Here is a 17,749-nt window from a genome sequence, read left to right as displayed (position 1 = left end):
GAGGGGATCACTGTCCCGCCGTCATCGCCGGCCGACAGCCATGGAAAATATCCAGCCCCGGCTGATACAGCGACGTCCTGACTTCGAACAACCCGAGCACCGAATGGAACAGGTTGTCATGGCTCAGATCCGGCTGGCTGCTTTTGCCTTGCAGGCAGCCACGGTCGATGCCCAGTTGCGCCAGGGTGTTGTTGCCGAACCACATCACCATCGGCACATGGGTCTGCGCTTCCGGCGCCAGCGCATAAGGCGCGGCGTGCAGGTACAGGCCGTTTTCGCCCAGGGATTCGCCATGGTCGGAGACGTACAGCATCGACGTATCGAGGTGGTCCTGATTGCGCTTGAGCAGCTCGATCACCTTGGCCAGGAAATGGTCGGTATAGAGGATCGTGTTGTCGTAGACGTTAACCAGCTCGTCACGGCTGCAACTACCCAGTTGATTGGTGTGGCAGATCGGTTTGAAGCGCTCCATGTCCTTGGGATAGCGCTCGTAGTATTCCGGGCCGTGACTGCCGTCGGCGTGCAGGACAATGATCGCGTTGCCCTTGAGGCTATCGATGTAGCCTTGCAGGTCGGCCAGCAGCGCTTCGTCGAGGCAGTTGTTGCCGTCGCAGAACGGCCCCGGCTGATTCTTCGCGATGTCGCGGTTCGGCACGCGCAGGCAGGTGCCTTTGCAGTCGCTGTTGTTGTCCAGCCACAGCACCTGCACGCCGGCCCGTTGCAGGATGTCGAGCAGGCCTTCGTAGGTTTTGCCTTTCTTGTCGCTGTAGTCCTCGCGCGGGAACATCGAGAACATGCACGGCACCGACACCGCCGTCGAAGTGCCGCAGGAATGCACGTTGGTGAAGTTGATGATGTCGAGTTTGCTCAGCTCGGGATTGGTCTCGCGCTCATAACCGTTGAGCGAGAAATGGTCGGCCCGGGCAGTTTCACCGACCACGAACACCATCAGCGATTTCTTCTCGCGACCGGCTGCCTTGGCGCTCATGACTGCGTCTTCGCCGATGGCCTGCACCACAAAATGCTTTTTGATCCCCAGCCGCTGCTTGGTGTATTTGCTGATCGCGTAGATGTAGTTGGTCGGGTTGATGAAGTGGGTGAGCTTGTCTTCCTCGCGAAAGATCGGCGCGTAGGTCGAATAGAACGCGCCCACCGAAGCGCCGATCACCAGCACACAGGCCGCGATCACCAGCACCTTGTTCAGCAAACCCCGAAAGAACGGCCGATAAACCACCGGCCAGCGCCAGATCAGCACGGCCGGCAACACACCGAGCACCAGCACGTAAGCCAGCAGTTTGCCGCTGAACAGTGCGGTGGCCTCCCCGGGATTGGTTTCGAACACGTTCTGGATCATCACCGTGTCGATGGTGATGCCGTATTCGTTCATGAAATACGCCGCGCAGGCCGAGAGCAGGGCCACCAGCGTCAGCGCCGGTTTCAGCGTCCAGCGAAACGACACCAGGGTCAGCAGCAGGGTGATCGCCGCCCAGAGAAACAGCCCGAAGGACGCGAAGAACGCCAGTTTGTGCGCGCCTTGCAAGGTAATCAGCGTTCCCAGCGCCTTCCAGGTCGCCAGGTTGTACAGCGCCACCAGTGCCAGCGAAAACAGCAGCACCAGGCGGGTCGGAGTGATGGACGGTAAACGCAGTCCCTTGCCCAAAGCCATTTCGAAACCTTCCTCTACGTCAGTCGAAAACCCATACGGTTACGCGCGTAACTGTAGAAGAGCATTGGTAAAAATTCCGTAAACATCCGGTAACAAAATCACGGTAAGTGCAAAAAAAATGTGGGCGCCAGCAGGCCGGCTCCCACGGGAGATTTGCGGCGGGTCAGAAGGACTTGCTGACGCTGGCGACGACCGTGGCCGTGCACACGTCCTTGAAGCCCCAGTTGCTGAGGCACTGGCTCTGCGAGAGGTCGGTGTCGATGTAGCTCAGGCCCAGCACCATGCCGGCCACGTTATGGGTCAGTTTGACTTCCCACTCCCGGTAAGACTCTTCGCTGTGACCGGACGCCGAATACATATGCGGATCCTTGAAGTCCATGTTGCCGTAGCGCAGCTTCAGCCCGGAATGGAACGGCAATTCGGTTTCATAGCCGATGTAGCTGTAGAGCGAACTCTGTTTGCTGTCGATGCCCGGCGCGTCACTGGAGTAATAAGCCGCGAGTTTCACGCCGTAAGCGCTGAGAATCGAGTACACCTCGCTCTGGTTGAACTGGCTCTCCTTGGGATACGCGTATTTGATGTAGCCCAGATCCAGGCTCACGGCCTCGGTGGCCTGCCACAACCAGCCGGCGTAGTAATCGACTTCCTGACGGGTTTTCAGGCCGCCACCGAAATCGACGTTCGAGCTCCACGCGCCGAGGTACAGGCCGCTGCTGTGGGCCAGGGTCAGGCCGGCCTGCACCGCCGGGTCGTTCTGGGTCTGGGAGATGCCGCGGGTGCGGTAGTCGCTGGCCAGAGTCAGGTCGACCAGCACCGCGAAATCATCGTTCAGGGCTATCGCGTGGCTGCTCAAAGGCAGCAGGCTCAAGGAAGTGAGGGCGAGCAGGGGCAAGGCTTTCATGTGAAGTCCCGTTGTTGTGGTTGTTATGGGCAGGAAGCGGGCAAGGCTGCGCCGGACCCCGGCGTCGGGCGCGGGGGCGGGCAGCGGGTACGGCGATTGTTATTGGAGGGTAGGGGCGTAGACCTGACGGCCGGCGAACCAGGTTTGCAGCACCTGGGTGTCATGCAGGGCCTTGTCGTCGACGCTGAACACGTCGCGATCGAGCACGATGAAATCGGCCTGTTTGCCAGGGCTCAGCGAGCCGATCTGCTGTTCCAGGCCGATGGTCCGCGCGGCGTTGGCGGTGTAGGCGTAGAACATGGTTTCGCGATCCAGGCGTTCGTCGGCGTTGAGCACGCCCAGCGGCCCGGTGCGGGTGATGGCCTGGGCCATGGCGTTCCACGGGTTCGGCGAGGACACCGGCCAGTCGCTGGCGCCGGCAATCGTCGCGCCCTGTTTGAGCAGCGAATGCGCCGGGTATTGATAGCGAAAGGCAAGAGCGCTGACGTAAGGCTTGATCATGTCGGTGGTGTAGTCGTCGGCGCTGGCCCACAGCAGCTGCATCGAGGCAATCACGTTCAACGGCTTGAAGCGGGCGAACTCCTTCGGGTTGACCATTTGCAGGTGGGTGATCGAGTGCGTCACGCCGCTCTGCCGGTCCTTGCGCGCCTGGGCGATACCGTTTAGCGATTCGCGCACCGCGCGGTCGCCGATGGCGTGGATGTGCACCAGCCAGCCGCGCTGGTCGATGGCACTGACCAGTTCGCCGAAGTGCTGCGGATCGATCAGCAACTCGCCCTGTTTGTGCGAGTTGCTGTAGGGATCGATCATCGCCGCGCTCTGGGCCGGGTATTCGATCACGCCGTCAGCGAAGATCTTGATCCCAGGCAGCGTCAGGTTGGGGATGCCCTGAAACTGCCGGCGCACTTTGTCGAGGGTGTCGAGATCGGCCGGGACGCTTTTCGGATTGGCCACCAGCAGCGCGGCGACGTGAGCAGTCATGCCGCCGCTTTCCGACAGGGCTTTATAAGCGGGCAACACGCCGACGGTTTTCTCGGTGGGCTTGAGGGCGAACACCGGCTCGCCCGGCGCGGCGTTGGCGGCGGGGTCCATCCACGCGGTGATGCCCAGGCTGTTGTTGAAACGCACCGCCGATTGCGCGGCCTTGAGCATGTCGGCCGGGCTCGGCACCGGCATTTTCGAGGCGACCCGATCCCAGCCGGCGTCGACCACAAAGCCGTTCGGTTCACCGCTGGCCAGTTTGCCGATGGTGTCTTTTTCTGCGTCCGGCAGGGTTTTCAGCAGCGCGGCGTCGATGCCCGCACGCTTGAGCATCACGTTATTGGCCCACGCCGTGTGGTGATCGCTGCCGGTGAACACCACCGGCACGTCGGCCCATTCGCCGTTGTTGAAGATTTTGCCCAGCGCTTCAGCCTTGGCCCAATACGCCGAACTCATGCCGGCCACGCTCAGCACATCGCCATGCCGGGCCTTGCCGTCGTCACGCCAGCCGCGCAGGCGTTTTTCCAGTTCATCCAGACCGACCACGTCGTCTTCCATGTTGGCTGAGACCATTTCCAGTCCGCCGAAAATCGCATGGGAATGGCTGTCGATCAGGCCGGGCATCAGCGCCTGGCCTTTGAGGTCGATGACCTGGGTGCCGGGCTCGATCAAGGCCTTGATCTGCGCATCGCTGCCGACTTTAAGCACCTTGCCGTTCTCCACGGCCAGCGCCTGAACCTTCGGCTGGGCGCGGTCGGCGGTGAAAATCTTGCCATTGAGCAGCACCAGATCGGTGGCGGCCATGGCTTCCATCGAGGCAAAACTCATAGCGGCGACCAGCACATTTTTTGCGAAATGCGGGATGAATCTTTTCATTGAACATTTCCTTGTTATTGCGTCTGATGGCCAGATTAGTGGCTGCCAACGCCCGACAGAACGCCTCCCTCACGAAAAACGTTTTTGCCTGAATGGAAAAAGCATGGACAAGCTGGGTGCACTGAAAATGTTCGTGGTCACCGCGCAACTCGGCAGTTTCAGCCGCGCTGCCGAGCAATTGGGCAAGACCCCGTCGGCCCTGACCAAAGCGGTCAATCATCTGGAATCCGAACTCGGCGCGCGGTTGTTCGAGCGCAGCACGCGGCGGATTCTGCTGACCGAAATCGGCCGGCTGTATCTGGAAACCGCACGCCAGGTGTTGCAACGGCTGGACGAGGCCAGCGAGGAAATCGAGCAGTTGCAGCACGGCCTGCGCGGCAGCCTGAAAATCACCGCGCCGCTGGCTTACGGGCGGGCGTTTCTCGATCAGGTGTGTGACGGCTTTTTGCAGCAATACCCGCAGATCAGCCTGCAAGTGGATTTGTGCGACGAATTCGTCAATCTGCTGGAAAGCGGCTATGACCTGGCGTTGCGCGAGGGGCACGACGACTTGCCGGGGCTGATCGCGCGAGTGGTCGGCAGCAATCGCCTGGCGCTGTGCGGCAGCCCTGAATACCTGGCGCGCAAAGGGTTGCCGGTGACGCCGCAAACCCTCGATCAGCATGAATGGCTGCTGTACCGGCATCCGTTGCTCAGCCGCGAGTTCTGGTGGGCCGAACGCGACGGCCAGCGCCTGAGCCTGGCGCAACCGGCGGCGCCGCTGTTGCGCAGTGACAATTACGATTTGCTGCTGGCCAGCGCCCTGGCCGGGCGCGGTTTGCTGCACACGCCGCTGTGGAGCGCCGCGCCGTACATCGCCGACGGGCGACTGGTGCGGGTGATGGCCGATTACGACATCGACCCGGACAGCTTCGGCCCGCACATCCTGGCGGTGTACCCGAGTCATCGGCGGGCGACGGCCAAGGTTGTGGCGTTTATTGATTACATCGCAGGGTTTCTCGCCGAACGCGGTTTGAGCTGACTCCGTGCTTCTGATCGTTCCCACGCTCCGCGTGGGAATGCAGCCCGTGACGCTCCGCGTCACTGGACGCGGAGCGTCCCTAGAGGCATTCCCACGCAGAGCGTGGGAACGATCATCAGTAGGTTTGAGCTGACTGGCGGTGCTTGTCAGGAAATTCCCACAAGAGTACAAATGTACTCCATGACGACTCTGACTCCCCGCCGTACCGCCATCCTGACCTTTATCCGCGAACGCATCGCCGAACACGGTCAGCCCCCAAGCCTCGCTGAAATCAGCGAGGCTTTTGGTTTCGCCTCCCGCAGCGTGGCGCGCAAGCATGTGCTGGCGCTCACCGAAGCCGGGTTCATCGAGGTCAATCCGCATCAGGCCCGGGGCATTCGTTTGCTCGGGCAACCGGCGCGACCGGAACTGCTCGAAGTGCCGGTGCTTGGCCGGGTGGCCGCCGGTGCGCCCATCGGTGCCGATGCCGACCTGCACAATCGGCTGATGCTCGACCCGGCGCTGTTCTCCCGCACGCCCGACTACATGCTGCGGGTGCAGGGCGATTCGATGATCGAGGACGGCATTCTCGACGGCGATCTGGTCGGCGTGCGGCGCAACCCCGAGGCGCTCAACGGCCAGATCGTGGTGGCGCGGCTCGACGGTGAAGTCACCATCAAACGCTTCGAGCGCATCGGTGATGAAGTTCGCCTGTTGCCGCGCAACCCGGCGTACCAGCCGATTGTGGTGCGGGCCGATCAGGATCTGGCCATCGAAGGGGTGTTCTGCGGTCTGGTGAGGCAAGGCTGATGGGGGCCGTCGTTGCGCTGGATACGCTGTTCAATGGCGGCCAGGTCTGGAAGGGCCGGCCTGCGCCACCGGCCGCCAGCCCGCAACCCACCGGGCACGCGGCGCTGGACGCCGCCTTGCCCAGTGGCGGCTGGCCGGAAGCGGCGCTGAGCGAAATCCTGCTGGCCGGGCCCGGTGTCGGCGAACTGCAACTGGTGTGGCCGACGTTGGCGCGGCTGTCGGCGGCGGGCGAGCGCATCGTGCTGGTGGCGCCGCCGTTTGTGCCGTACCCGCAGGCCTGGGCCAATGCCGGGGTCGATCTGCGGCAGTTGTCGGTGATCCAGGCCAGCGAGCGCGATGCGTTGTGGGCGGCAGAACAATGCCTGCGCTCGGGCAGTTGCGGCGCGGTGCTGTGCTGGCCGCACAAGGCCGATGACCGTGCCTTGCGCCGTTTGCAGGTGGCGGCGGAAACCGGCCAGACCCTGGCGTTCGCGTGGCGCCCCTTGAGCGAAGCGGTCAACCCGTCGCCGGCCGCGCTGCGCATTGCCATCGATGCGCGGCCGGCGCAGTTGCGCGTGCTCAAGTGCCGGGGTGGTCTGGCGCGCAGCGCACCGATTGCCTTCACCGTGGGGCATTGAGGTCGCCATGCGCTGGGTTTGCATTCTGTTCCCGCAATTGGCCCTCGACGCCGTGCTGCGCCAGCGCCCCGATCCCGAGCAACCCTTGGCGCTGCTCAGCGGCCCGGCCCAGCGCCGGGTGCTGCAAGCGGTCAACCCGGCGGCGCGGGCCCTGGGCTTGCGTCCGGGGCAGTCGATGACTGCTGCGCAGGCCATGAGCAAAGGGTTTGCCACCGTCGATTACGATTCGGCCGAGGTCGAGCACTGGCAGCAGTTTCTCGCCGCCTGGGCCTATCGTTTCAGCGCCCAGGTCAGCGTGCATTACCCGCGCACCGTGGTGTTCGAGATCGAATCGAGCCTCGGCCTGTTCGGTTCCTGGGCGCAGTTCGAGGCGCGGTTGCGCACGGAGCTGACCGAGCTGGGCTTTCGGCACCGCATCGTTGCCGCGCCCAACCCGGTGGCGGCGCGGGTGCTGGCCAACGCCTACGACGGATTGGTGGTGCCCGACGGTGAAGCCCTGCGCCATCACCTCGGGCAACTGCCGGTCGACCGCATCGGGCTGGAGCCGAGTGTGGCCACGGCGCTGTCGCGCATGGGCCTGCGCAACCTCCATCAGGTGCAGAGCCTGCCGCGTCAGGCCCTGGCCCGGCGTTTCGAGGCGCCGATGCTCAAGCATCTGGACACGCTGTTCGGCGCACGGCCGCTGGCGCTGGCGTTCTACCTGCCGCCGGATCGCTTCGACGTGCGCATCGAACTCAATTTCGACGTGCAGTCCCATCAGGCGCTGCTGTTTCCATTGCGCCGCCTGACGTCCGATCTGGCGGCGTTTTTGTGCGGGCGCGACAGCGGCGTGCAGCGCTTCGATCTGCATCTGGAACACGCCGGGTTGCCGGACACGCTGATCAAGGTCGGCCTGCTCAGCGCCGAGCGCGATCCGGCGATGCTGTTCGAGCTGGCCCGTGGTCGACTGGAGCAGGTGCAGGTCGAAGCCCCGGTGCGCGGTTTTCGTTTGCGCGCCGAGGATCTGCCGAGTTTCGTGCCGCAGTTTCAGGAGCTGTTCGACGACCGTCCGCAGCAGACCTTGCCCTGGGAGCAATTGCGCGAACGCCTGCGCGCGCGGCTGGGGGATGAGGCGGTGCAGGGCCTGCGCTTTCAGGCCGATCATCGCCCGGAGTGCACGTGGCAGAACGCCGATGACAAACAGCGTTGCCCTGCATTGCCGGGCGTGCAGCGTCCGGGCTGGTTGTTGGGCGAACCGCAATCCGTGCCCGAAGGTTCGGCGCGGATTCTCATGGGCCCGGAACGCATCGAGTCCGGCTGGTGGGACGGTGATGATGTGCGCCGCGACTATTACTTGATCCAGAACCGCGCCGGCCAGCAAGGCTGGGCGTACCGGGCAGTGGGTGAGGGCGGTCCGTTGTGGCTGCAGGGCTGGTTCGCGTGAGCCAGGGTTACGCCGAGCTGCACTGCCTGTCGAACTTCAGTTTTCAGCGCGGTGCGTCCAGTGCATTGGAGCTGTTCCAGCGCGCGAAGAAACACGGCTATCAGGCGCTGGCGATCACCGATGAATGCACACTGGCCGGGATCGTTCGTGCCTGGCAGGCAGCCAAATCCGTGGAGCTGCCGCTGATTATCGGCAGCGAGATGCGCATCGAGAACGGCCCGAAACTGGTGTTGCTGGTGGAGAACATCGAGGGTTATCAGGCGTTGTGCGGCTTGATCACCCAGGCTCGACGGCGCACCCAGAAAGGCCAGTATCAAATACTGCGCGAGGATTTCAGCGAGCCGCTGCCGGGATTGCTGGTGCTGTGGGTGCCGGATTCGGTCGATGAGGTGGAAGAGGGCCGCTGGCTGAAACAGGCGTTCGGTGAACGGCTGTGGTTGGCGGTGCAGTTGCATCGTGGGCAGAACGATCAGCAACGGCTGGCCGCACTGCTGAGTCTGGCGGATGAACTGCAGATTCCAGCTGTGGCCAGCGGTGATGTGCACATGCACGCCCGTGGCCGGCGGGCCTTGCAGGACACCATGACTGCGATCCGCCATCACGTTCCGGTGGCCGAAGCCGGGTTGCGCCTGCACCCCAATGGCGAGCGGCATTTACGCAGCCTCGATGTGCTGCAAGAACTGTATCCGCAGGCCTTGCTGGACGAATCCGTGAAACTGGCTCGACGCTGCACGTTCGATCTGGGCGAGTTGCGTTATCAATACCCCAAAGAGCTGGTGCCCGAGGAACACAGCGCCAGTTCCTGGCTGCGCCACCTGACCGAACAAGGCATCGCCTGGCGCTGGCCGCAAGGCGCACAACCCAAGGTGCTCAAGCAGATCGACGATGAGCTGAAGCTGATCGCCGAACTCGGCTACGAAAGCTACTTCCTTACCGTGCACGACGTGGTGCGCTTCGCTCGGGAGCAGAAAATCCTCTGCCAGGGCCGAGGTTCGGCGGCCAACTCGGCGGTGTGTTTTGCCTTGGGCATCACCGAGATCGACCCGGATCGCACCACGCTGCTGTTCGAACGTTTCATGTCGAGGGAGCGCAACGAGCCGCCGGACATCGACGTGGATTTCGAGCACGAGCGCCGGGAAGAAGTCCTGCAATACGTGTTCCGGCGTTATGGTCGCCGTCGTGCGGCGCTGACCGCGGTGGTCAGCACCTACCACGCTTCCGGTGCGATCCGCGATGTGGCCAAGGCGCTGGGGCTGCCGCCGGACCAGATCAATGCGCTGGCCGACTGCTGCGGCCACTGGAGCGATGAGACGCCGCCCGTGGAGCGTCTGCGCGAAGGCGGTTTCGACCCCGAAAGTCCGCTGCTGCATCGCGTGCTGAGCCTGACCGGGCAACTGATCGGCTTCCCCCGGCACCTGTCGCAGCACCCCGGTGGTTTCGTGATTTCCGAGCAACCGCTGGACACGCTGGTGCCGGTGGAAAACGCCGCCATGGCCGACCGGACCATCATCCAGTGGGACAAGGACGACCTCGACGCCGTCGGGCTGCTCAAGGTGGATATCCTCGCCCTTGGCATGCTCAGCGCGATCCGCCGCTGTTTCGACCTGCTGCGCCGTCATCGTAACCAGAAGCTGAGTCTGGCGACGATTCCGGCCGAGGATCGCGCCACGTACGACATGATCAGCCGCGCCGACACCATCGGCGTGTTCCAGATCGAGTCCCGGGCGCAGATGTCGATGCTGCCGCGCCTGCGCCCGCAAACCTTCTACGACCTGGTGATCGAGGTGGCCATCGTCCGGCCGGGGCCGATCCAGGGCGGGATGGTCCATCCGTACCTGCGCCGCCGGAACAAGGAGGAAGAGGAAACCTATCCGTCACCGGAGCTGGAAGTGGTGCTCAAACGCACCCTCGGCGTGCCGCTGTTTCAGGAACAGGTGATGCAGATCGCCATTGTTGCCGCCGACTACAGCCCCGGCGAGGCCGACCAGTTACGCCGTTCCATGGCCGCGTGGAAACGCCACGGCGGACTGGAACCGCACAAGGAGCGGCTGGCCGCCGGCATGAAGAAAAACGGCTACAGCCCGGAATTCGCCGCGCAGATCTTCGAGCAGATCAAGGGCTTCGGCAGTTACGGTTTCCCTGAATCCCACGCTGCCAGTTTTGCCTTGCTGACCTATGCCAGTTGCTGGCTCAAGTGCCACGAACCAGCGGCGTTCGCCTGTGCGCTGATCAACAGTTGGCCGATGGGGTTCTACAGCCCGGATCAGATTCTTCAGGACGCGCGCCGGCATCATTTGCAGATCCGCCCGGTGGACGTGCGCGCCAGCGACTGGGATTGCAGCCTGGAGCCGATCACCGGCGAGCAACCGGCCATCCGCATGGGCCTGCGGATGATCAAGGGCTTTCGCGAGGAGGATGCGCGCAGCATTGAAAGCGCGCGGGCGAGGGGGGCGTTTGCCGATGTCGCCGATCTGGGCGAACGGGCCGGGCTCGACAGTCGCGCTCAGGCGCTGCTGGCCGATGCCGGGGCATTGCGCGGTCTGGCCGGTCATCGTCATCGGGCACGCTGGGAAGTGGCCGGGGTGCAGAAACAGCTTGGGTTGTTTGCCGGGTTGCCGAGTCAGGAAGAGCCGGATGTGCTGCTGCCGACGCCGAGTGTCAGCGAAGACCTGTTCACCGACTACGCAACGCTGGGCACCACGCTGGGGCCGCACCCGCTGACGCTATTGCGCGACGAGTTGCGGGCGCGGCGCTGTCGCAGTTCCCGGGAGTTGTTGGAGGTCGAGCATGGCCGGCCGGTCAGCGTGGCGGGGCTGGTGACCGGTCGCCAGCGGCCGGGCACCGCCAGCGGCGTGACCTTCGTGACCCTCGAAGACGAGTTCGGCAACGTCAACGTGGTGGTCTGGCGCGATCTGGCCGAGCGTCAGCGCCAGGTGCTGGTGGGCTCACAACTGCTCAAGGTCGATGGCCGCTGGGAGCGGGAAGGCGAGGTGCGGCATCTGATTGCCGGACGCTTGAGTGACCTCAGCCCGCTGCTCAACGGCATCCGCGTACAGAGCCGCGACTTCCACTGAACCTGCTGCTCGTTCCCACGCCCTGCATCGTTGATCGTTCCCACGTCGAGGCGTCGAACCGTCCGCGTGGGAATGTCGCCATGGACGCTCCGCGTCCACTGTGACGCAGAGCGTCACGGTATGCATTCCCACGCGGAGCGTGGGAACGATCAGCACGAGCAGCACACGGAGCGTGGGAACGAGCAATAGCTTTCAGCGCTGTGGCCAGAACCGCTCGCCACCCCCCGGCGCTTCCGTCCACGCTTGCAACGAGCGGGTCGGCAAGTCGAAGTAATCCCGGGTCCGCGCATAACCATGCCCGCCCATGCGCCCGATCGCATCCAGCCCCAATTGATCGATGTACAGGGTTTTCGGGTCGATCAACTCGTCGCGCACATGCGCCATCAACACCTCGCCAAAAATGATCTCCCGGGACTGACCGATGTTCAGCGCCATCATCCGTCGGCATTCCAGCGCCACCGGTGCTTCGCCGATTCGCGGGCATTTGACCGAGGTGCCGGGAATCGCTGTCAGGCCCGCAGCGGTCAATTCATCGAAACCCGGCGCGAACGGCACGGCGCAGACGTTCATGGCTTCCACCAGTGCATCGCTGACGATGTTGACCGTGAATTCCTGATTCATCTGGATATTGCGCGTGGTGTCCTTCGGGCTTTGATCGCCGTAGTTCTCCACGCCGAGCGCCAGAATCGGCGGATCCGCCGACAGCGCATTGAAAAAGCTGAACGGCGCGGCATTGACCCGGCCTTCGGCATCGATGGTGGTGACCAGAGCAATCGGGCGCGGCACTACGCTGCCGATCAGAATCTTGTACTTTTCCCGTGGGCTCAGTTGGCTGAAATCGAAGCTGTGCATGGCAGTGTTCTCTAAAGAAGTGGATCGATGGCGCTCAACGGCGCTTCGGCGCTGTAGTCGTCGGCGAACGGAATGGCCGGCTGAAACAGGGTTTTCCAGTCCGGTCGGCCAACGGCCCGGTCGCTGTGGCTGCGCATCAGTTTTTCGTATTGGCGTTGGGCCTGGCGTTGCAGAGAGGGGTAGTCGACGCCGATGACCTGACCGTCCTGCATCACGCAGCGACCGTCGATGTAACTGGCGAGGCAGTCGTCGCCGCGTCCGGCCAGCAGCAGGTTTTTCAGTGGATCGAACAGCGGGCCCAGGTGCAGACCGCGCAGGTTGAACACGGTGATATCCGCTTTGGCGCCGGCGGCCAGGCGACCGAGGTCGTCACGGCCCAGCGCCTTGGCGCCGCCGAGGGTGGCGGCGTTGTACAGATCCAGGCTGCTGGTCAGCGCGGGCCCGCCTTCCATCAAGCGGGCAATGTTCAAACCGTGGCGCATGTTCTCCAGCAGGTCTGCCGGCCAGGTGTCGGTGCCGAGGCCGAAGTTGATGCCTTTGGCACGATAGCGGCCGAACGAATTCAGCGCCTCGCCGTCACGGGCGAACACCAGCGGGCAGTGCACCAGACTCGCGCCGCCGTCAATGACCCGCTGCAGATCGTCATCGCCCGAGGTGTAGAGGCCGTGGGGCAGCAGGCTGCGCGGGGTGAGCAGGTCGAGTTGCTGCAACCAGCCCAGCGGCGTGGTGCCGCGTAGCTGTTCGACCATCGCCACTTCCCCCGGCGCCTGACAGCAATGCAGGCGCATCGGTGCGTTCAGTTCGCGACTCAAGGCGGACGTACGCTGAAGCAGCGCCGGCGTGCAGGTCTGGATGCGATCCGGCAGCAGCGCGCCGCGAATCAACCCGGCGCGGGCGCCATCGAAATCCTTGAAAAACCGTTCGGCCGCGTCCAGTCCAGCCAGGCCCCGAGCCTCATCCCAGCGATGGGCGAGGGTGCCGTCGGCGCGCCAGTAACTCATGCCGCTCATGTAGCAGGGGCCGAGATAGGTACGCAGGCCCAACTCGCCCGCCACGTCAGCGACAGCGGCAAACTCGTCGTAGGTCTCCGCCCATTCGCGGTAGTACATCGAGGTGATCGGCATGGCCGTGGTGATGCCGTTGCGGATCAACTGGGTGAAGGCGTAGCGGTATTTGAAGACCTCTTCGTCCGGGCTGAACGACTCACGCGGGCCGGCTGCCAGATACTCCGCCGACCACATGCGGCCCATGGCACGCTCGTCGCCGTTGTCCAAGGTCAGCACCGTGGAGTCGAGATCGCCGAGGGCGTCCAGGTCTATGAAACCGGGACCGATCAGTGCGTTGCCGTAGTCGATCCACTGATCCACCGGCCCTTGATAACCGCGCCCGACAAACTCGATGCGCGATCCGCTGAATACCACTTCGCCGTCGCGCCACAGCACATGTTGCGTGCCGTCGAAGCCGACCACGCAACCGGCCTTCAGGCCGATGCGTTTCACAGACGGCTGCCCAGCAAACGACCGCCGCTGGCGATCAGTTCGCCGCCGCGATAGACCTGACGCACTGGCCGCGCGACTACCGCTTCACCAAGGGTTTCCACCGGCATCAGCAGAAAGTCTGCCGGCCGGCCGATGGCGAAGCCGTAATCCTCGATCCCCAATGCGCGCGCGCCGTTGACCGTCGCCGCGTCGAACGCCGCCGCCAGTTCATCGTCCTTGCCCAGATCAAAACGAAACGCCAGCAGCATTGCCCGTTCCAGCATGTCGCCGTTGCCCATCGGTGACCACGCATCACGAATGCCGTCGGAGCCCAGACACACGTTGACGCCGGTCTCGCGCAGCGCCAGGAAGGGTGGAACGGCGCAGTCGGCCGGCGCCGAACTCATCAGCGAAATCCCCAGCGCAGCGAGGCGTTCGGCGACGGGTTTGACCTGGCTCCACGGCAGCATGCCCAGGCAATAGGCGTGGCTGATCATCACCCGGTTCTGCAGGTTGAAACGCTCGGTGTAATCGGCGATCCGGGCTATCTGCCACAGGCCCAGTTCTCCTTTGTCGTGCAGGTGAATGTCGACGCCACGCTGGAATTCACTGGCCAGTTTGAACACGAAATCCAGCTGCGCGATCGGGTCGTTGTCGATGCCGCAGGGGTCGAGCCCGCCGACGTTTTCCACGCCCAGGGCCATGGCTTCACGCATCAGCTCGGCGGTGCCGGGGCGGCTGATCAGGCCGGTTTGCGGGAAGACCACCAGTTGCAGGTCGATCAGGTCGTTGTAGGTTTCGCGCAGTTGTTGCATGGCCTCGACGTGACGCAGGCCGAATTCCGGGTCGATGTCGACGTGGCAACGCATCGTCAGCGAACCCCGGGCGATGCAGTTCTCCAGCAGGGCGCCGGCGCGTTCGGCAATTGGCGCTTTGACTTCGCGCAGCACGCGGCGCTCGTTGCTGATGTAGTCCTTGAGCGTCGGGCCGGCGCTGTTCGGGCGCCAGGGTTGGCCGTAGAGGGTCTTGTCGAGGTGGACGTGGCTTTCCACCAGCGGGGCGGTCAGGAGCTGGTTCTGGCCGTCGATGTCGGTGGCGGCCAGCGGGGTGCTGGAGGCCGGGCGGCGTTGGCTGAACTTGCCGTTTTCGATCAGCAGGTCTTCGGCAGGGGCGCCGTAGGGGCGGATGTTTCTGAGCCAGCGGGGGTGGGACATTTCATACCTCTGTTTCTATGTTGTCTGGGCGGGCCTCATCGCTGGCTTGCCAGCGATGGCCGCGACGCGGTCTCAAGTCAGGCGATCAGCCTTTGAGCTTCGACCAGATCCGATCCTGCAGCTCCCGCGCCTTGTTGCTGCATTCCTTCTCCGGCCGCAGCCGCGAGGCGTACTCCTCGGGCATGTTGATCGCGTCCATGACCTTCCATTTCGCATCCAGCAACTGATCGCTCTGAATCCCGTTGGCATAGGCAATCGCGTTGGACACGGCCGCCGCGTTCTCGGGCTTCATCATCCAGTCGATGAAGATCTTCGCGTTGCCCGGATGCGGCGCGCTTTTGGGTACGGCGAAGTTGTCCTGGAACATCGCCAGGCCTTCTTTCGGGTACACGTATTTGATCGTGCTCTTCTGCAACGTGGCGCGGGCCGTCGAGCCGTTCCAGTTCTGCATCATGATCACCTCGCCCGAGGCCATGCGGTCGACGGTGTTGTCGGAGCTGTACATCTTCAAAAACGGTTTCTGCTTTTGCAGCAGTTCGAGGATGCGCTTGGCGTCCTGCGGGTTTTCCGTGCATTCGTCGACGTTCAGGTAATGGCTGGCGGCGTTGATCACGCTGCTGGAGGTGTCGAGGGCGGCAAGCTGGCCTTGCAGTTCCTTGCGCGGCTCGAAGAATTCTTTCCACGAATCATCGAGCTTGCCGCCCGGCACCCGCGCGCTGTCATAGGAAAACCCGGTGGTGCCCCACAGATACGGCGCCGAAAACTTGCGGCCCGGGTCGAAGCTCGGATCGCGGAACGGGCCTTTGACGTACTGGAAGTTGCTCAGGGTCGGGGCGTCGATTTCCAGCAGCAGGTCCTGCTTGATCAGCGTCTGCATGATCGACTGCGACGGCACGATCACGTCATACGCGGCGCCGCCGGCCTGCAACTTGGCGAGCAGGGTTTCGTTGCTGTCGTAGCCGTCCATGGTGACCTTGATCCCGGTCTCCTTTTCGAACTTGGCCAGCAGGTCCACCGGGTAGTAATCGGTCCAGTTGTAGAAGAACAATTGCTTGGGCTCGGCGGCGTGGGCGCCGAACGCGGTGAAACAACTCAGGGCCAGACCGGATACTGCCAGACGCATGTTTTTCACTTTCATGAGCGCGCTCCAGGTTTATTGTTGTTTGCCGCGTTGGCCAAGCCAGAAGGCCAGCACCACCAGCACGATGGAAATCACCAGCATCAGGGTCGAAATCGCGTTGATTTCCGGCGTCACGCCGGCCTTGATCGCCGAGAAGATGTACACCGGCAACGTGGTCGAGCCGGGCCCGGCGACGAAGAAGGTCATGATGAAATCGTCGAGGCTGACCACGAACGCCAGCACCGAACCGGACAACACCGCCGGCCACAGCAGCGGCAAGGACACGCGGCGGAACACCTGCCACGGGTTGGCATACAGATCGTTGGCGGCCTCCAGCAGGCTCTTGTCCAGGTCGTTGAGCCGCGCGCGGATCGGCAGGTAGGCGAACGGAATGCAGAAGCCGATGTGCGCGACGATCACCGTCATCAGCCCGAGCTTGATCCCCAGCGCCATGAACAGCAGCAGGGTGGCCACGGCGGTGACGATCTCCGGCAGGATCAGCGGCAGGTTGATCCCGCCTTCGACCATTTTCTGTCCGTAGAACGGCCGGTAAGTCGCCAGCGCCGCCAGCAGTGCAATCGCCGTGGCGCACACGGTGGCGATGGTCGCGACGATGATCGAATTCAGCGCGGCAGTCTGGATCGACGGGTTGGCCAGGATCCGCCCGTACCAGGCGAACGAGAATTCGGTCCACACCGTCGCCGAGCGGTTGGCGTTGAAGCTGTAGGCGATCAACACCAGGATCGGCACGTACAAATAGGCGAGGATCAGCAGGCTGATTTCCCGGGTCGCCGGAAGTTTTTTCAGGTGCAGAGAGATCATGCTTTCGCTCCCCGGTTCAGGGTTTTCGCCGCGCTGCGGCTGTACAGGGCGTATAGCACCAGCGACAACAGCAGAATCCCCAGCAGCAGGAACGACAACGAACTGCCGAGCGGCCAGTTGCGCGCGGTACCGAATTGCTGCTGGATCAGGTTGCCGATCATCAGGGTCTTGCCGCCGCCGAGGATCGCCGGGGTGATGAAGGCGCCGAGGCTCGGCACGAACACCAGCAACGCGCCAGCAATCACGCCGGGCATCGACAGCGGCAGGATGATCCGCCGCAGCGCATGCCAGCGGTTGGCGCCCAGGTCATAGGCGGCTTCCACCAGACGCCAGTCGAGTTTTTCCAGGGTCGAGTAGATCGGCAAAATCATGAACGGCAGGAAGCTGTAGACCAGACCCACGCTGACCGCGAAGTCGTTGTAGAGCAGGGTGATGCCGCCGGCACTCGGGAACAGCGCGTTGAGGCTCTGGGCGACCCAGCCCTGCTCGCGCAGGATGATCAGCCACGCGTAGTTGCGGATCAGCAGGTTGGTCCAGAACGGAATGGTGATGAGCAACACCATCAGGTTGCGCCGGCGTGGGGTCAGGCTCGACATCCACAGCGCCACCGGAAACCCGAACAAAAAGCACAGCACGGTGGTGCCACCGGCCTGGAACACCGAGCGCAGCAGCGCCTGGGCGTAGACCCAGTTCAGCTCCAGTTCGCCGTCAAAACCTTCCTGGAAAAACAGCTGCACGTAACTCTGCAATTGCCATTGGGCCTGCCAGTCGACGCCGCCGTAGGTGTTGCGCGGCAGCAGGCTGATGTAGCCCATGATGCCCAGCGGAATGGCGATCAGGGCGAGCAGGGTCAACACCACCGGGCTGAGCAACAGCGCGCGGTTGAGGGCGGGGGAAGTGCTGCTGACGCTCATC

14 protein-coding genes are annotated in these 17,749 nt (G+C 63.5%); 5 read left to right on the top strand and 9 right to left on the bottom strand.

Annotated elements, in window-relative coordinates:
* Positions 1-7 precede the first annotated feature (7 nt).
* From BMZ46_RS19975 to BMZ46_RS19965, 3 genes are all read right to left on the bottom strand, one after another.
* Entirely contained in the window at positions 8-1,666 is a 1,659-nt protein-coding gene (locus BMZ46_RS19975) for a phosphoethanolamine transferase (RefSeq protein WP_074690278.1), read from the bottom strand.
* A gap of 163 nt (positions 1,667-1,829) precedes the next feature.
* Positions 1,830-2,567: a TorF family putative porin gene (locus BMZ46_RS19970; protein ID WP_074690280.1), complete on the bottom strand. Its 738-nt coding sequence runs from the start codon at positions 2,565-2,567 to the stop codon at positions 1,830-1,832.
* A gap of 99 nt (positions 2,568-2,666) precedes the next feature.
* Positions 2,667-4,424: an amidohydrolase gene (locus BMZ46_RS19965; RefSeq protein ID WP_074690282.1), complete on the bottom strand. Its 1,758-nt coding sequence runs from the start codon at positions 4,422-4,424 to the stop codon at positions 2,667-2,669.
* 103 nt (positions 4,425-4,527) lie between these two features.
* Here BMZ46_RS19965 and BMZ46_RS19960 point away from each other — a divergent pair, with 103 nt between their 5' ends.
* From BMZ46_RS19960 to BMZ46_RS19940, 5 genes are all read left to right on the top strand, one after another.
* The gene (locus BMZ46_RS19960; RefSeq protein WP_039768875.1) at positions 4,528-5,445 is read left to right on the top strand and encodes a LysR family transcriptional regulator; all 918 of its coding nucleotides are present in this window, start codon (positions 4,528-4,530) and stop codon (positions 5,443-5,445) included.
* Positions 5,446-5,616: 171 nt separating this feature from the next.
* The gene (lexA, locus tag BMZ46_RS19955; protein WP_039768874.1) at positions 5,617-6,234 is read left to right on the top strand and encodes a transcriptional repressor LexA; all 618 of its coding nucleotides are present in this window, start codon (positions 5,617-5,619) and stop codon (positions 6,232-6,234) included.
* Positions 6,234-6,851 (top strand): translesion DNA synthesis-associated protein ImuA, encoded by a 618-nt coding sequence (gene imuA, locus BMZ46_RS19950; RefSeq protein WP_011334534.1) that lies wholly within the window; start codon positions 6,234-6,236, stop codon positions 6,849-6,851. The genes lexA and imuA overlap by 1 nt, the downstream gene beginning before the upstream one ends.
* Positions 6,852-6,858: 7 nt before the next feature.
* Positions 6,859-8,274 carry a Y-family DNA polymerase gene (locus BMZ46_RS19945; RefSeq protein ID WP_074690284.1) on the top strand — a complete coding sequence of 472 codons (1,416 nt, stop codon included), beginning with the start codon at positions 6,859-6,861 and terminating at the stop codon, positions 8,272-8,274.
* The gene (locus BMZ46_RS19940; protein ID WP_217634496.1) at positions 8,250-11,348 is read left to right on the top strand and encodes an error-prone DNA polymerase; all 3,099 of its coding nucleotides are present in this window, start codon (positions 8,250-8,252) and stop codon (positions 11,346-11,348) included. Before BMZ46_RS19945 ends, BMZ46_RS19940 begins: the two co-directional genes overlap by 25 nt.
* A 192-nt stretch (positions 11,349-11,540) precedes the next feature.
* Here BMZ46_RS19940 and BMZ46_RS19935 read toward each other — a convergent pair whose 3' ends face one another.
* The 6 genes from BMZ46_RS19935 to BMZ46_RS19910 all read right to left on the bottom strand — a co-directional run bounded on the left by BMZ46_RS19935 (position 11,541) and on the right by BMZ46_RS19910 (position 17,748).
* Positions 11,541-12,200, bottom strand: coding sequence for a flavin reductase family protein (locus BMZ46_RS19935; protein ID WP_011334531.1), 660 nt, complete (start codon positions 12,198-12,200; stop codon positions 11,541-11,543).
* A gap of 11 nt (positions 12,201-12,211) precedes the next feature.
* Positions 12,212-13,699, bottom strand: coding sequence for an amidohydrolase family protein (locus BMZ46_RS19930; protein WP_074690286.1), 1,488 nt, complete (start codon positions 13,697-13,699; stop codon positions 12,212-12,214).
* On the bottom strand, positions 13,696-14,892 hold the full coding sequence (locus BMZ46_RS19925) for an amidohydrolase family protein (protein ID WP_074690288.1): 1,197 nt from the start codon (positions 14,890-14,892) through the stop codon (positions 13,696-13,698). The genes BMZ46_RS19930 and BMZ46_RS19925 overlap by 4 nt, the downstream gene beginning before the upstream one ends.
* Before the next feature lie 85 nt (positions 14,893-14,977).
* Positions 14,978-16,030 carry an extracellular solute-binding protein gene (locus tag BMZ46_RS19920; RefSeq protein WP_064597104.1) on the bottom strand — a complete coding sequence of 351 codons (1,053 nt, stop codon included), beginning with the start codon at positions 16,028-16,030 and terminating at the stop codon, positions 14,978-14,980.
* 15 nt (positions 16,031-16,045) lie between these two features.
* Entirely contained in the window at positions 16,046-16,834 is a 789-nt protein-coding gene (locus BMZ46_RS19915) for an ABC transporter permease (protein ID WP_074690290.1), read from the bottom strand.
* Positions 16,831-17,748: an ABC transporter permease gene (locus BMZ46_RS19910; protein ID WP_074690291.1), complete on the bottom strand. Its 918-nt coding sequence runs from the start codon at positions 17,746-17,748 to the stop codon at positions 16,831-16,833. The genes BMZ46_RS19915 and BMZ46_RS19910 overlap by 4 nt, the downstream gene beginning before the upstream one ends.
* Position 17,749: the final 1 nt, after the last annotated feature.

This window comes from Pseudomonas sp. NFIX49, assembly GCF_900115915.1.
Taxonomy (GTDB): domain Bacteria; phylum Pseudomonadota; class Gammaproteobacteria; order Pseudomonadales; family Pseudomonadaceae; genus Aquipseudomonas; species Aquipseudomonas pharyngis.
This window is presented reverse-complemented; position numbering and strand designations above follow the sequence as displayed.

Coding starts and splice junctions, on each gene's coding strand:
- lexA (WP_039768874.1), top strand. CDS start 5,617: ATGTACTCCATGACGACTCTGACTCCCCGCCGTACCGCCATCCTGACC.
- BMZ46_RS19915 (WP_074690290.1), bottom strand. CDS start 16,834: ATGATCTCTCTGCACCTGAAAAAACTTCCGGCGACCCGGGAAATCAGC.
- BMZ46_RS19965 (WP_074690282.1), bottom strand. CDS start 4,424: ATGAAAAGATTCATCCCGCATTTCGCAAAAAATGTGCTGGTCGCCGCT.
- BMZ46_RS19910 (WP_074690291.1), bottom strand. CDS start 17,748: ATGAGCGTCAGCAGCACTTCCCCCGCCCTCAACCGCGCGCTGTTGCTC.
- BMZ46_RS19975 (WP_074690278.1), bottom strand. CDS start 1,666: ATGGCTTTGGGCAAGGGACTGCGTTTACCGTCCATCACTCCGACCCGC.
- BMZ46_RS19960 (WP_039768875.1), top strand. CDS start 4,528: ATGGACAAGCTGGGTGCACTGAAAATGTTCGTGGTCACCGCGCAACTC.
- BMZ46_RS19970 (WP_074690280.1), bottom strand. CDS start 2,567: ATGAAAGCCTTGCCCCTGCTCGCCCTCACTTCCTTGAGCCTGCTGCCT.
- BMZ46_RS19945 (WP_074690284.1), top strand. CDS start 6,859: ATGCGCTGGGTTTGCATTCTGTTCCCGCAATTGGCCCTCGACGCCGTG.
- BMZ46_RS19925 (WP_074690288.1), bottom strand. CDS start 14,892: ATGTCCCACCCCCGCTGGCTCAGAAACATCCGCCCCTACGGCGCCCCT.
- BMZ46_RS19920 (WP_064597104.1), bottom strand. CDS start 16,030: ATGAAAGTGAAAAACATGCGTCTGGCAGTATCCGGTCTGGCCCTGAGT.
- imuA (WP_011334534.1), top strand. CDS start 6,234: ATGGGGGCCGTCGTTGCGCTGGATACGCTGTTCAATGGCGGCCAGGTC.
- BMZ46_RS19935 (WP_011334531.1), bottom strand. CDS start 12,200: ATGCACAGCTTCGATTTCAGCCAACTGAGCCCACGGGAAAAGTACAAG.